We start from the raw sequence: 13739 nt of genomic DNA on the forward strand, positions 1-13739 counted from the left end.
GTCAGCGCGGGCCGGTGCGCTCCAGCCGGGCCAGCAGCATGGCGTGGTCCGACTCCGGGAAGTCCCGGACGAGCGTGGTGCCGGAGCCGAAGTGTCGGCGGTCGGCGAAGACGTAGTCGATCTTCCGCCCGTCCGCGGTGGGCGCGTCCGTCCGGTCCGCCTCCAGGAAGCGGGTGCGGAGCCGGTCGACGGCGGGCGCGTCGGGCGGCAGGTTGAGGTCGCCGGCGACGATCAGCGGGGTTCCCGGGGGGAAGCGCGACTCGTCGGCGGTCCAGGCCCGGATCTCGTCGAGCTGCCCCGGGACCGCCGCGTAGGTGTGCGCGGTGCAGACCGTCAGGGGGCCGTCGCCGTGCCGGGTCCGCGCGCAGAGCAGGCCCCGGTGCACGGGCTCGGCGCGTCCCGCGTTGCGGTAGGTCTCCCCGCCGGTGTCGGTGAAGGCCCGGAACTCGGGGGCCCCGTCGCGTACCGGCTCACGGCTGAGGACGGCGGTGCCGAAGCGGCCCGAGGGGCCGCAGGCGGGCACGTTGGTGAGCCCGCCCTGGAAGGTGCCGTCCATGGGCGCCCCGGCGGCGGCGAGCCGCTCGCGCAGGGCGGTGTACTGGGTGGCGCAGACCTCGTTGAGGGTGATCACGTCCGGCCGGGAGCTCCGGGCCTCGGTGACGATCCGGGCCACGGAGGTGCCCCGGCCCGATCGTCCGGCGTTCCACGGGCAGCCGGTCGCCGCGCCGCACATGTTGTAGTGCAGGACGGAGACCTCCCGCGCGCCGTCCCGGTCCCGGCGGTCCTGGCCGGTGTCCCCGGCCGGGCCGGGACCGCCGACGAGCAGGGCCCCGACGAGCAGCGTCCCGAGGAACGCGAGGCGGGTGACGGGAGGCCGGAAGCGGCCGTGGCGGAACCGGGGCACGTCCTACCAGGCGCCGGTGAACGGCCGGTGCCCGCAGACCTCGCCGCAGTCGTGGACCCGGGAGGCGCCGGCGGAGCGGATAGGGCTGTCCTCCGGGATGCCGACGACCGTGAAGGTCCGCTCCGCGGGCGCGGACTCCTGCGCGCCGAACAGGGCGATGGCCTGGACCGTGTGCGTGCCCGCCCGCCAGGCGTGGCCGTGGGTGAAGCCCCACTTGCCGTCCTCGACCCCCGTGGCGCCGATGAGGACGCCGTCCTCCATCAGCACGATCTTGGTCGTGCCGGGCTGGGCGGTGCCCGTGAAACGGGGCCGCGGACTCGCGTACGCGCCCGCCTGCGGAGCGGTGATCACCGGCGGCTCGACCTCGGTGCGCACCGTGAACGAGCGCTCGGAGATGGGCGTACAGCCGTCGGCCCGCAGTCCGACGCAGCGGACGAGGTGGGGGCCCGCCTCCCAGTTGACGGCGCGGCGCCAGGTCCACTTTCCGTCGGCACCGGCCTTGGTGCCGCCGAGGTAGTGCCCGTACTCGAAGAAGAGGAGGTAGTCGGTGCCCTGGGAGGCGGTGCCGGAGAACTTCACCATCGGGCCCGTGGTGCCGTCCGGTTCGGGACGGGCAAGAACGGGGGCCTCGCCGGTCCGCTCGGGGTAGTCGAGCGCGGAACTCGGGGAGTTGACCGTGAACTCCTGGGAGACCTCGGGCATATCGGCCGGGGCCGAAAGGGCCGCGACGTCCGCGTCGCTCTGGGGGACCACGCCGTGCCGGCAGAGGCCGGCCACGACCATCCGGGCCACCTCGTAGGCGCCGGCGTCGTTGAAATGGGTGGAGTCGATCTTGCCCTCGGGGTGCAACGGGTGCTCGCCCGCGTCCACCCAGCAGAAGTACTGGCGCAGCCGGGTGGGGCCGATCTCCGCCCAGCGCTCCGTGGTCATCCGGTTCAGATCGATGAGCGGGAGACCCGCCTCGGCGGCGAACTCGCGGGTGGCCTGCGGATACGCGCCGAGGGTGTCCACGACTTCGCCCTGCGGCCCGAAGGAGTAGCCGGCCGCGGAGGTGACCACGACCGGCGTGCCGCCGGCGCCCTGGATGTAGGCGGCGAAGAGGCGGAGGAGTTCCTTGTACTCGGGGACGGGCACGAAGCGCGTGCCGTTGTGGATCATGTGGTCCACGCGGCCGAAGCCGAGCAGCACGATGTCGCCGGGCTTCATGCGGTTGAGGAGGCCGGGCAGCCGCTCGGTGAAGTACTTGCGCGTGGTCATCGCGCTGCGGGCGTAGTTGGCGACCTCGTAGGGGCCCACGAGGAGTTCCTCGATCTTCTGGCCCCAGCCCGCCATCGGGGCCTCCTCCTCCGTGCGGGGAGCGGCGACGGAGTCGCCGAGGACGAATATCGTGCGCTTCACTTCGTTCCAATCCATGGGATGCGCTCCGGTCCGGAGGGGCTAGCGGTCGACCACGTTGACGGCCATGGCTCCCGACACCGAGGTGTAGGGGCGGACGCGCACGGGGCGGGAGGGGTGGACGACGACGAAGGGCGAGACTTCGTCGGGTACCGGGACGACCGGGTGGGCATAGGAGCCCTTGACGTCCGGGAAGTCCTCGAAGAGGTGGCAGACGCGGAGCCGGCGGCGGTCCCGGGGGTCCGGCTGGAGCCACCAGTCCCAGTCCTCCCAGCGCTCCAGGCGTGCGTCGACGAGCTCGCGCAGCGGAATGTCGACGGTGAACTCGTGGGGGCCCAGCAGCCGCGCCGGCACCGCGATCTCGTCGCGGTGGTGGCCGCGGCGCACCATGAGGAACCGGGCGTCGGGGGCGAGCGGCCGCCCGGCGCAGAGGACGCCGCGGGCCGTGACCCGGTCGTCGGTGACGGTGAGCTCGGTGCACTCCACGTGCTCGTCGCGCAGGACGGTGCGCAGCATGAGCTTGCCGTTCGGCTGGGCGTACGGGAGGTTCCAGCGGACCGGACTGTGCTGGGGGTACGCGAGCAGGCGGGCGCGGGCGGTGATGAGGGCGCGGGTGTCCCGGATGCCCGCCTTCATGTGCACGGCCTCGCCCTTGGCGGAGACCATCTGGACCCGCCAGCGGCCGTCCCCGAGGTGGTCCAGGGCGGACGGGGGCAGGGTGGCGGTGTAGCGGGTGGCGCCGGTCGGGAGCGGGGCGCGGTCGGTGTCGAGCTCCAGGTCGGGCTGCCGGTCGGCGCCGGTGGCCGTGTGGCGCAGCCGGAAGCTCCAGCGCTGCCGGCCGTCCTCGGGGCCGTCGACGGTGAGCCGCAGCCGGCCCGTCTCGTCGGCGACCGTGTGCACCACGCTGGTCCGGACGGCGGCGGGCGGCGCGTCGCTGCCCGAGCCGCGGCGCAGCGGCTTCCGCTTCGGCGCGCGGTACTTGGCGTCCCTGGCCGCCCGGCGCTCGGCCGCGTCCTCGAAGAGGTCGGTGTACCGGTCGGCGATGACGGCGGGGTCGTACCGGGCGGAGTTGTGCAGGGCGGCCGCGCCCATGGCGGCGCGCAGGGCGTCGTCGGCCATGAGCCGGCGCAGTCCTCCGGCGATCGCGTCGACGTCGCCGTTGGGCACGAGGAGGCCGTCCTCGCCGTCCCGCAGGATCTCCCGGGGGCCGACGGGGCAGTCGGTGGAGACGACGGGGAGGCCGCAGCGCATGGCCTCGACCAGCGTCATGCCGAAGGACTCGGCGCTGGAGGTCACGGCCGCGATGGAGCCCTTGGCCCACTCCGACTCGATCGGGGAGAAGCCGCCCATGAGCAGGGCGCGGCCGGTGAGCCCCAGGTCGGTGACGAGGGCGCGGAGCTTGCCCGCGTCGGCGCCGTCGCCGTAGATGCGCAGCTGCCAGTCGGGGAACTCGTCGGCGATCTGGCCGAAGGCGCGGACCAGCAGGTCGTACCGCTTGACCGGGTGGATGCGGCCGGCGCTGACGACGATCTTGCGGGCCGCGTCGGAGGGGGCGACGACGGGCTGGGGCACGCTGTTGGGGATGCCGGTGACCGGCACGCCGTCGATCGGGGTGTTCTCCCGGAAGGACCGGGCGTCGGCGTCGGTCACCGTGGTGATCGCGTCGAGCCTCGGGTAGACCCGGGCCATCTCCTCGCGGACCGCCGGCGGGATCGCCAGGTGGGTCATGTGCTCCTGGGCGACCCGCAGCGCGGAGTCGCGGGTGAAGCGGGCGACGAAGAGGTTCAGGCTCGGCCGGGTCCCGATGACGACGTCGGCGTCGGTCTTCCGCAGGTAGTCGGTGATCCGCTCGTCGGAGAGCCGGCTGTACTGGGCGTAGAACTCCTCCTGGCGGGGGACGACCGACGTCGGCTCGGCGAGCCCGTCCGCGTCCCGGTCGGCGCCGGAGCCGGCCCGCAGGTCGACCAGGGCGCGCACGGTGACCTGCGGGGAGATCTCGAACTTGGTGGTGCCGGCCCGGCGGAAGACCGAGACGATCTCGACCTCGTGGCGGGCGGAGAGCGCCTCGGCGAGGTTGATCACGGTGCGGTTGGTGCCGCCGATGCCGTAGATGTTGTTGATCAGGAAGGAGACCTTCATCGTTCCTGAGGTTCCTTCCACTCGAAGGGGCTGGGTATCGGGTAGTAGGCGCGGAGGAACCGCGCCAGCTGGTCGAACTGCCGGGCCACGTCCTGGCCGTCGGAGAGGGTGTCGTTGATGCAGAACGCCTGCCGGTCCCGGCGGGCGAGCAGGATGCCGAAGCGCCGCTCGATCTCCGCGCGGGCAAGGTCCAGGTAGGCGAAGCGGATGTCCGAGGGGACGGCGCGCCCGGTGAAGTAGGCGTAGTAGTGGTACAGCGACGACGGGATCGAGATGTCGGTGGCGCTGCGGAACCGGCTGAAGGTGGTGGCCCGGTGCTGGTCGGCGAAGGCCTGCTCGATCTCCAGGAGCACGCTGCGGCGCAGCGGGTAGGGGGCGTGCCGCATCTTCTGCACGATCGAGGAGCCGAAGCAGGCCTCCAGGATGCGCCGGTTGTTCTTGCCCGCCGCGTCCACCGGGCGGTCGCCGAAGGAGCGTTCCCACTGCGGCACCTTCGACGGCGACAGGAAGATCCGGGTCATGCCGTTGGACAGGAAGAAGTCCTGGGGCGTGACGGGGCTGCCGAGGAACATGTCGTCGTTGAAGTACAGGAAGTGCTCGGAGAGGCCGTCGATGTGGTGCAGCCGGCTCTCGATGGCGTGCGAGTTGAAGGTGGGCAGCGCGGAGGGGTCGTCGAAGATCTCGGTGTGGTCGACGACGCGGATGCGGGGGTGGTGCGGGTCGAGCCACTGCGGCCGCTGGCGGTCGGTGACCAGGTAGATCCGGCGTATCCAGGGCGCGTGCTGGGCCAGCGACCGCAGGGAGTAGCGCAGTTCGTCGCGGCTGATGTAGCGGGCGGCGTTGGCGGACTCGGCGTGGTAGCCGGTGTCGCCGTACCGGGCCCGGCGCTCGCGCCAGGCCGGGTCGTCGCCGTCCACCCAGGTGTAGACGGCGTCCACGGGGAAGAGGACGTCCTCGGGCAGCGGGACGGCGCACGGCTCGATGGTGCGGACGGTACGGGTGCGGCGGCCGTGCAGGGCGGCGAAGCCGGTGAGCCGGCTGATGGGCACGTCGACGCGGGGCGCGCCGGCCGCGACGTCCTCGGTGACGCGGTTGGGCCGGGGCGCGACGAGACGGCCCTCCTCGGGCCGCCAGAACTCGACGTCGCAGCCGTACTCCAGGCCGAGCGGCAGGGTGCCGCCCGGGTCGCGCCAGACCATGCCGACCCGGAGCGCCGAGGCACCGGCGGTCGCCTTCCGGCCCCGGCGGTCGCCGACGAGGGCGGGCCGGCCGTGGGACTCGCCGCCGAGCCACCGGGTCACGTACACCGGGGTCTGCTCCCCGGCGCGGGCGAGTGCCTCGCGGACCCGCTCGCGGTCGGCGGCGGAGACGGCGACGCAGGCGCGGAACTCGGAGCCGCCGCGGACGGCGAAGTGGTCGACGCCGGCGGCGTCGAGCGCCGAGGCGACCAGTTCGAGATTGGCCTCGCGCAGCCCGAGCGGCGAGGCGGTGGGCCGGACGAGGGCGATGAGCGCGCCCTGGTCGACGAGGGTGGCGAGCCGCTCGCCGCCGGTGAAGAGATGGGGCCAGCGGCGCCGGGCGCTGCGGGCCCGCAGCGAGCGGAACAGGCCGAGGCCCTGCTGGATCCTGCGGAGCAGGCGCTTCACCAGCGTGCGCAGGCCCATCGGCACGCGGCGGGCGATGGCGCGGCGCAGCGAGGTGGGCAGCAGGGCGCGGTAGATCCCGACGGCGGCGGACGCCTCGGGGTTGAGCGTGGTCATGCGCCGGAGTCCCCCTCCGCGCCCGCGGGCTCCTCGAAGGGGCTCGCGACCGGGAAGTAGCGGCGGAGGAAGCGTACGGCGGTCGCCGTGCCGCCCTGGCCCCGCGCCTCGGCGGTGTCGAGGCCGAAGAGGTGGAACTGCTGGGCGTCCCGGCGGACCAGGAGCCGGTCGAGCCAGCGCCCGAGGCCGGGCATGGCGGCGTGCAGGGCGACGGTCGTCTCGCCGGAGGGGTCCGCGACGCCGGCGCAGCGGGCCGAGTGGTGGACCAGCCCGTCGAGCGGGTGGGTGCCGGGGAGCGCGGGGGTCCGCTGGGTGTCGAGGAGGCTGCCGTCCCGGTCGTAGCCCTGGTCGATCGCGGCGAGGACGTTGCGGGTGTACGGCTGCGGGCCGCTGCCGTAGCCGTGGGCGACGGCGCGGGTGGTGAAGGCGAAGGCGGTGCTGGTCCAGGGGGCCGCCGCCTCGGCGGCGGTCCACGGTCCGCGGCGCGGCCGGGTGCCGCCCAGCGGGGTGAAGAAGTCGAAGGAGCGGACCGGGCGGGCGAGGACCGCGCCGGGCCGGAAGAGCAGGAAGTGCTCGGCGAGGTCCGGCAGTTCGTGCAGCCGGGTCTCGGCGTCCGGGGCCGCGCCGTAGGGCGACAGCCGGTCGCCGGGGAGGACCCAGTCGGGCAGCGGGGCCGAGGCGACGACGTGGACGTGGCGGATCCAGGGGGCGTACTGGTGCAGCGAGCGCAGGGTGGCCCTCAGCAGCGCCTCCGCCCAGTCTCCGGTGTGCTGCAGCAGGACGACGGCGTCGACGGGGAAGGTGATCTCCTCGACCCGGACGATGTCGAAGGCCTCGGGGATCCGGGTCGGCTCGCCGGACGGGGCGAGGTCGCTGTAGCCGGTGAGCCGGTGGTGCTCCGCCTCCATGGTGGCGGCGCCGACGGGCACGACCCGCTGCACCCGGTTGGGGCGGGGGCCGACGAGCCGGGGCGTGGGCAGGTCGTTGTTGACGGACCAGAACTCGATCTCGACGCCCTGGTGTTCACCGACCGGCAGGGAGCCGGTGGGGTCGGTGCGCAGCCAGACGAGGCGGATGACCCTGGCCTTGGCGTACGACTTCCACGCCTTCAGGTGGCTGCCGGGCGTGTTCAGGCCCGAGGCGTCCGAGGGGGACACCGAGCAGACGTAGCCGGTCTGCTCCTCCAGGACGGCGCGCAGCACCCGGCGTACGGCGGGCTTGTGCTCCTTCGGGACGGCGAGGGCGGTGCGGCGGTCGTCCAGCGCGGGGACCGCGAACCAGGGGATGCCCGCCATGTCGAGGGCGGAGGTCACCAGGTCGTGGTCGATGCGGCGGGCGAGGTCCGCCGTCAGCCCGGCGTGGACGTGGACGACGCGCCCCTCCTCGTCCGTGACGCGGCTCTCGGGCCGGGCGGCGAGGCCGGCGTCCCGCAGCTGCCTGAGGCTGCGCCGGTGCAGCCGGGACTCGCGCTCGGCGAGGGTGCGGGCGAGCTGGGACTTCACCTTGCGGCGGACCCTCGGCGGCACGCTGGTGGCCGCGGCGGCGCGCAGCGGCTGCGGGACGTAGTTCTTGTAGATGCTCGCGGCCGAGCCCATGGACCCCGGTTCAGACATGACGACGGCTCCTGTTCACCGTTCGTAGGGGCTGGGGGTCGGGAAGTAGGCGTTGAGGAAGCCGTCGAGGAGTTCCTGCTGCGCCTCCAGGTCCTCCGGGGTGGAGAAGGCGTCGTTGAGGCAGAAGGAGTCCTGGTCGCGGCCGTCGAGCAGCCGCTGGAGCCGGTCGGCGAGGTCCGGGACGGCCAGCTGGAGGTAGGTGAAGGGCATCGAGCCCGGCTGTGCGCGGCCGGTGAGGGCCGCGTAGTACAGCGCGAAGGACGAGGTCGGCGAGAGGTCCGTCATCGCCCGGAAGCGGCTGGCGGAGGTGCGGGCCCAGGCCTCGGGGAACTCGGCCTCCGCCTCGTCCATGGCGCTGCGCCGCAGGGCGTACGGGATGTGCTCCATGGGCTGGGTGATGACCCGGCCGAAGCGGGCGCGCAGCAGCGCGCGGTTGTTCTTGCAGGCCGCGTCGACGGGGGAGTCGGTCTCGACGACCGGGCCCTGCGGGATGCGGTTCCTGGACGGGAAGTAGCGCGCGGTGCCGGTGGGGGTGAAGAAGGCGTGGGGCGCCACCGGCCGGCCGATGAACATGTCGTCGTTGAAGTAGAGGAAGTGCTCGGCGAGGCCGTCGATGTGGTGCAGCTGGCTCTCGATGGAGTGCGAGTTGAACGTCGGCAGGTCGGCCGGGTTCCGGAAGACCTCGCGGTGGCTGACGACGCGGATGCCGGGCAGGTCCTCGCGCAGCCACGGCGGGACCTGGTCGTCGGTGACGATGTAGACCGTGCGGATCCAGGGCGCGAAGAGGTGCAGCGACCTGACCGAGTAGCGGAGCTCGTCGCGGCTGATGAAGCGGGCGTCGCTGGCCGACTCGGCGTGGTAGGCCTCGCCCTTCGCGGCGGCCTTGCGGCGGGCCCAGGCGGGGTCCTGGCCGTCGACCCAGGTGTAGACGGCGTCGACGGGGAAGGAGATGTCCTCGGCGGAGGGCACGAGGAACTCCGGCCTGGTGAACAGGGGCGGGGCGTCCTCTTCCGGGGTGTGGTCGGAGACGAAGCGGCTGAACAGCCGGGCGGCGCCGCCGACCCTGACGCCGTCGGCGGCGACGGACCAGGTGGTGCGGTTGGGGCGGGGGGCGAGAAGGCGGTCGCCCTGGCGGCTCCAGAACTCGATCGTGGCGCCGTACTCGTGGCCGAGGACGAGGTGGCCGCCCGGGTCGGTCTGGAGCCAGCTGATCCGGATGGCGACGGCGGCGCGGACGTCCCGCCAGGCACGGGGGTCCTTGGCGGGCAGCGGGCCGGTGGGCCTGGCGGGCTCGGGGCGGTACACGGTGAGGTGGCCCGGGTACTCGCCCAGGTGCTGGAAGAGGCCGCCGAGCACCCGCTCGCGGTCCTCCTCGGCCACCGCGACGACGGTGCCGTGGTCGGAGGTGCCGCGGACCGCGAAGTAGTCGACCCCGAGGTGGTCCAGGAGCTCGGCGACGGCCACCCGGTTCATCTCGCGGGCGGCGAGCGGACGGGCCTGCTCGTGGACGTACGCCCACTCGCCCGCGTCGCCGACCGGCATCATGCGCGGTGGCTCCTGTGGTACGACGGCACGGTCCTCGCCCACGAGGCCGTCCACGGTCGGTGCCGTGTGCACGGGCGCGGTCATCCGCCCCTCCCCTCCCTGCTCCTGCTGAGCGGTCCGGCGCACCGGACCGTCCCGTGGCGCGCCACGGGAAGCACCTTCCTGATGAATCGACGTGATCAGGCCGATCGGGCTCCGTCGCACCGATCCGCGCCCAGCCGGCGGCGGCCCTCCCCTGCCGCGCCCGCTCGCTGCCCACCCCCCTTGTCCGACGAGGGCGGTGGAACCGCCCCCGAGAGACGTCCCCGAGTTCACAGACTTCTCACGCTACACATACTTTAAGGTCTGTTTCTGTTCGGGTGGGAACCAATCTTGAGTGATAAGCGTCCCGTCCCGTGATCGAAACATTTGTCTATAGTGCGGGGTCAGCCTGTTGATCCTGTGGACCGGCCTTCCCCCCACCCGAGTCCCCACGTCTGCCCGCACTGGGCCCACGAGCATTGGACTCGCGCACACATGACCGACACAGCCACGCGTTCCCGCAAGGCACCCCGCAAGCGCCGCAGGACAGGCCGCATCGTCCTGATCACCTTCCTGGTCCTGCTCCTCGCCGCGGGCGGCGGGCTGTACTGGATGTACAGCAGCATCGACGGCAACATCAAGGCCGTCGACATCGACAAGGCACTCGGCGACGACCGGCCGGAGAAGCTCCCCACCAGCGGGCAGAACCTGCTGGTCCTGGGCTCGGACTCGCGCGCCGGCGACAACGGGGACCTGGCCGGCGGCGCGGTCGGCGGCGGCCGCGCCGACACCACGCTCGTGGTGCACATACCCGAGGGCCGCACCGAGGCCGTCGCCGTCAGCATCCCCCGCGACACCCTGGTCACCCGGCCCGAGTGCGTCGGCCGCGACGGCGCCACCGCCCCCTCCAAGAAGCGCGTCATGTTCAACTCCGTGTACGCGCAGTACGGCCCCACCTGCGTCGCCAAGACCGTGGAGGCGATGTCCGGCGTCCGCCTCGACCACTTCATGGAGATCGACTTCGCCGGCTTCAAGGACCTCGTCGACACCATCGGCGGCGTCACCGTCGACGTGAAGCAGCCGATCGACGACACGCAGTCCGGCCTCCACCTCGAAGCCGGCCCGCAGAAGCTCGACGGCACCCAGTCCCTCGCCTTCGTCCGCACCCGCCACGGCGTCGGCGACGGCTCCGACCTGGGCCGCATCTCCCTCCAGCAGCAGTTCCTCACGGCGCTGCTCACCGAGGTGAAGAAGCAGGACCTGCTGAGCAGCCCCGCGAAGTCCTACAAGATCGCCGATTCGGCGACCAAGGCGCTCACGACCGACTCCGAGCTCGCCTCGCTCACGGCGCTCGGCGACTTCGGCCGCAGCCTCAACGGCGTCGACCCGCAGAACATGGAGACGATCATGCTGCCGGTCGCCTACGACAAGATCGACCCCAACCGTGTGGTCGCCTACGAGCCCAACGCCTCCCAGCTGTGGAAGGCGATCCGCGAGGACGCCGAGATCCCGGCCGCCGCGAAGAAGTCCCCCGCGACGGGCGGCTGACCCGCCCGGCCCTCCCCCGGACACACCGGTGCCCCGGTCCCCTCACGCGAGGGGGCCGGGGCACCGGTCCGTCTACAGGCGGGTCCAGGGCGCCAGGGCGAGACCCTGCTCGTCGGGCTTCTGCCGGGTGACGACCACGCCTCCGTCGGGCGTCAGGGCGGCGAGGGCCACCCCGCCGTCGAGGCCGGTCGTCAGGGCCGGCGGGGCCGTCAGCGGCGGGCCCGAGGGGCTCCAGTACAGGCCCATGTCCTCACGCTCCGCCATGAAGGCCCCGAGCGAGGTGACTCCCGACGGGTCGCACTGGGCGACGAGGGTGCACTCGTATCCGTCGATCAGGCAGGGGGTGGCGGTCAGCGGACCGGCGCCGACCGCCTGGGCGACGGGCGTCGGCGCCAGGCCCCGGCCCGGCGACCAGAGGCAGACCCGGCCATGGCCGTCCGCGTAGTAGACGGTCACGTGTCCGGACGGGCCCGTCACGGCCGCGAGCGTGCCCTGGACCGCCGCGGTCGCCACCGGGGTCTCGGCGACCGGCCTGGCCCCCGGCTCGTGCTGGACGTAGCGCAGCAGCCCGCGGTCGGTGACCGTGTACAGCTCCACCAGGCCGGCGCCGTTCACCGCCGCCACCGGGTTCCGGTCGGTGCGGCCGCCCTTCAGGTCCCACCAGGGGTGCCAGCCGCCGGCGTCCTTCTGGGCCCGGGCGCTGACGCCGCCGCCGCGGTTGCGCACGAAGACGTGGGCGCGGCCCTGGCCGTCCACGGCGAGGGCGGGGTTGCCGTACCACTCGGCCTTGCCGTTGGAGTGGCCGATGGACTTCCACTCCACGTTGGGGCGGCCGGTCTGGAACTGGACGCTGTGCACCAGCTCCACATGGCGCTCCCCCGCCTCCGCGCCGGTGTCGGTGGCCCGGAAGCCCACGAGGTGCACATAGCGGTCGCGGCCCTGCGCGGCCGCCAGGAACGGCAGCAGACCGGCGCCGCCCATCCCGGCCGGGCCGTCGAACCGGCCGTCGGGGCCCTCGGTCCAGCGGAGGACCTCGCCGTCCCGGGGGACGTACACGCTGAAGCGTCCCTCCGCGCCTCGGGCCAGCCAGCCCCCGTGCGTTCTCGGGACACGCGGGGAGACGAGGAAGGGGTCGGCGGGGGCCTGGGATGGGTTCACCATGGGAGGATCCAGCGCTCCGGGTCGAGTGGGGACGGTTCGCACCGACTGTATCCGCCCGGCCCGGGCGCTCTCCGCGCGCCCGGGGGTTCGGCCCCGGACCCGGGGCTCCGCTCAGGAGCGGACCCGCTCGCCCTCCCGCCCGAGCCGGCTGTGTCCGCGCCCGTAGGCGAAGTACACGACGATGCCCAGCGCCATCCAGACCGCGAAGCGGAACCAGGTCTCGCCCGGCAGGTTGAGCATCAGCCAGAGCGAGGCGGCGATGGAGATGATCGGGAGGACCGGCACCCACGGGGTGCGGAAGGCGCGGTGCAGGTCGGGTCGGGTGCGGCGGAGGATGATGACGCCGACGGCGACCATCACGAAGGCGAAGAGGGTGCCGATGTTCACCAGCGTCGCCAGCTCGTTGATGCTGGTGAAGCCCGCCACGATCGCGATGATCACGCCGAGCAGGACGGTCGGCCGGTACGGGGTCTTGAAGCGCGGGTGCGTGACCGAGAAGAAGCGGGGCAGCAGCCCGTCGCGGCTCATCGCGAAGAAGACGCGGGTCTGGCCGAGCAGCAGGATCAGACAGACCGTGGTGAGGCCGACGGCGGCGCCGAAGCTGATCACGCCCGCGTAGAAGGGATGTCCGGCGGCCTTGAACGCGTCGGCGAGCGGGGCGCTCACGGACAGCTCGGTGTAGTGCTGCATGCCGGTCACGACCAGGGCCACCGCCACGTACAGCACGGTGCAGATGAGCAGCGAGCCGAGGATGCCGCGCGGCATGTCGCGCTGGGGCAGCTTGGTCTCCTCGGCGGCGGTGGCGACCACGTCGAAGCCGATGAAGGCGAAGAAGACGATGGAGGCGGCCGTGAAGATGCCCATGACGCCGAAGTTGGTGGGCTCGTAGCCGAAGAGGAGCTGGACGAGCGGGGAGTCCCAGTTGGAGCCGCCGCCCTCCGGGGTCACGGCGGGCGGGATGAACGGCGAGTAGTTGTCGCCGACGATGAAGAAGAGGCCCGCGACGATCACGATCATGACGACCGTGACCTTGATCGCCACCACGACCGCGGTGATCCGGGCGGACAGCTTCATGCCGACGACCAGGATCGCGGTGAGGACCAGGACGAGCAGGAAGGCGAGGATGTCGAAGGTGCCGCCCGCCGCGTCCGGTCCTTCCAGTGAGGCCGGTAGGTGCCAGCCGATGTTGTCCATCAGCGAGCGGACGTAGCCGGACCAGCCGACCGCCACCACCGCCGTGCCGAGCGCGAACTCCAGGACCAGGTCCCAGCCGATGATCCAGGCCGGCAGCTCGCCGATGGAGGCGTACGCGAAGGTGTACGCCGATCCCGCCACGGGCACCGTGGACGCGAACTCGGCGTAGCAGAGGGCGGCCAGGGCGCAGACGATGCCGGCCGCGACGAAGGCGAGGGCGGTGGCCGGGCCGGCGTTCTCCTTGGCGACCTTGCCGGTCAGCACGAAGATGCCGGTGCCGATGATGACGCCGACGCCGAAGACCGTGAGGTCCCAGGCGGAGAGGGACTTCCGGAGTCCGTGCTCCGGCTCCTCGGTGTCCCTGATGGACTGTTCGACCGACTTCGTCCGGAAAATTCCGGAGTTGGCCCGTGGGGGGCGTTGGTCCGTGCTCACCGTCGTACCTCCGCGTCGTGGGTG

Annotated in this window: 9 protein-coding genes; 1 reads left to right on the top strand and 8 read right to left on the bottom strand. The window is 72.9% G+C overall.

The window, feature by feature from the left end:
- Position 1 precedes the first annotated feature (1 nt).
- From ABZ621_RS16430 to ABZ621_RS16455, 6 genes are read right to left on the bottom strand one after another with little or no spacing between them, the layout of a single operon-like run.
- Positions 2 to 904 carry an endonuclease/exonuclease/phosphatase family protein gene (locus ABZ621_RS16430; protein WP_360604914.1) on the bottom strand — a complete coding sequence of 301 codons (903 nt, stop codon included), beginning with the start codon at positions 902 to 904 and terminating at the stop codon, positions 2 to 4.
- Between the two features lie 3 nt (positions 905 to 907).
- Complete coding sequence (locus ABZ621_RS16435) at positions 908 to 2302, bottom strand: GDSL-type esterase/lipase family protein (protein ID WP_360604916.1); 1395 nt, start codon at positions 2300 to 2302, stop codon at positions 908 to 910.
- A 39-nt stretch (positions 2303 to 2341) separates the two neighbouring features.
- Entirely contained in the window at positions 2342 to 4438 is a 2097-nt protein-coding gene (locus ABZ621_RS16440; RefSeq protein ID WP_360604918.1) for a glycosyltransferase family 4 protein, read from the bottom strand.
- Positions 4435 to 6198 (bottom strand): stealth family protein, encoded by a 1764-nt coding sequence (locus ABZ621_RS16445; RefSeq protein WP_360604920.1) that lies wholly within the window; start codon positions 6196 to 6198, stop codon positions 4435 to 4437. Before ABZ621_RS16445 ends, ABZ621_RS16440 begins: the two co-directional genes overlap by 4 nt.
- Entirely contained in the window at positions 6195 to 7811 is a 1617-nt protein-coding gene (locus ABZ621_RS16450; protein ID WP_360604922.1) for a sugar phosphotransferase, read from the bottom strand. Before ABZ621_RS16450 ends, ABZ621_RS16445 begins: the two co-directional genes overlap by 4 nt.
- Positions 7812 to 7826: 15 nt before the next feature.
- On the bottom strand, positions 7827 to 9440 hold the full coding sequence (locus ABZ621_RS16455; RefSeq protein ID WP_360604924.1) for a stealth family protein: 1614 nt from the start codon (positions 9438 to 9440) through the stop codon (positions 7827 to 7829).
- Positions 9441 to 9872: 432 nt separating this feature from the next.
- Between ABZ621_RS16455 and ABZ621_RS16460 the strand changes: the two genes are divergently transcribed.
- A complete protein-coding gene (locus ABZ621_RS16460) occupies positions 9873 to 10925 on the top strand; it encodes an LCP family protein (protein WP_360604926.1) in 1053 nt (350 codons plus the stop codon).
- A 72-nt stretch (positions 10926 to 10997) separates the two neighbouring features.
- Here ABZ621_RS16460 and ABZ621_RS16465 read toward each other — a convergent pair whose 3' ends face one another.
- Both ABZ621_RS16465 and ABZ621_RS16470 read right to left on the bottom strand, forming a co-directional pair.
- On the bottom strand, positions 10998 to 12086 hold the full coding sequence (locus tag ABZ621_RS16465) for a hypothetical protein (RefSeq protein ID WP_360604927.1): 1089 nt from the start codon (positions 12084 to 12086) through the stop codon (positions 10998 to 11000).
- Between the two features lie 111 nt (positions 12087 to 12197).
- On the bottom strand, positions 12198 to 13715 hold the full coding sequence (locus tag ABZ621_RS16470; RefSeq protein ID WP_360604929.1) for an amino acid permease: 1518 nt from the start codon (positions 13713 to 13715) through the stop codon (positions 12198 to 12200).
- Between the last annotated feature and the right edge of the window lie 24 nt (positions 13716 to 13739).

The sequence above is a fragment of the Streptomyces sp. NPDC007863 genome (assembly GCF_040633895.1).
In the GTDB taxonomy this organism is placed as follows: Bacteria; Actinomycetota; Actinomycetes; order Streptomycetales; family Streptomycetaceae; genus Streptomyces.